1 protein-coding gene and 1 pseudogene are annotated in these 572 nt (G+C 57.2%); both read left to right on the top strand.

Annotated elements, in window-relative coordinates:
* Positions 1–201 (top strand): annotated as a pseudogene (locus EOA19_RS35030) (DedA family protein); the annotation flags it as partial.
* 66 nt (positions 202–267) lie between these two features.
* On the top strand, positions 268–572 hold a 305-nt coding region (locus tag EOA19_RS35025), incomplete at its 3' end, for a hypothetical protein (RefSeq protein ID WP_164893137.1).

Genomic DNA, 572 nt, shown 5'->3' with positions numbered 1-572 from the left:
ATGCTCAACCGCGCAACGAACTGGTATCGCCGTTACGGTAGATGGTCGCTCCTGTTAAGCTGGATGCCGATCATCGGCGACCCGCTGACCGTGGTCGCTGGGGTCTTGCGCGAGCCGCTATGGAGCTTTGTCGCAATCGTCGCCCTCGCGAAGGTTTCGCGTTATCTGGTCGTCGCCGGGGCGGTGCTGAACCTGATGTAAAACCGGAATCGCGGACATCGCAGCGCCGCTTTTTGCGCGGGCCATAAACAGGCCATACAAAAATGTATGAAAAATGTGGTGGCACATGGCGGCTTCGAGCAATACCGTCCTTACAACAACCTTCACTTTTGGTTGCACTGCAGCAAACTGGTCGAGGGCGGCCTTGACAAATCAGCCGAACAATTGTCGGAAGGGTTGATGAGGACTCTTGGTCGATTCACGATCCTAGGAAACGCACCGCTCCGAGCAATGCTGGCGGTTTTGTTCCTGGTCATGTCGGCTCTTCAGCCTGGTCTGTTCGCCACAGCCAATGCCACGGGTTTTCACGCCGGGGTGCATCTCCAGGCCGAGACAGCCGCACACGATATGGG

Source organism: Mesorhizobium sp. M7A.F.Ca.US.010.02.1.1, from assembly GCF_004023085.1.
Taxonomy (GTDB): domain Bacteria; phylum Pseudomonadota; class Alphaproteobacteria; order Rhizobiales; family Rhizobiaceae; genus Mesorhizobium.
The sequence above is the reverse complement of the archived record's forward strand: the minus strand, read 5'-3'. Positions and strand labels throughout refer to the sequence as shown.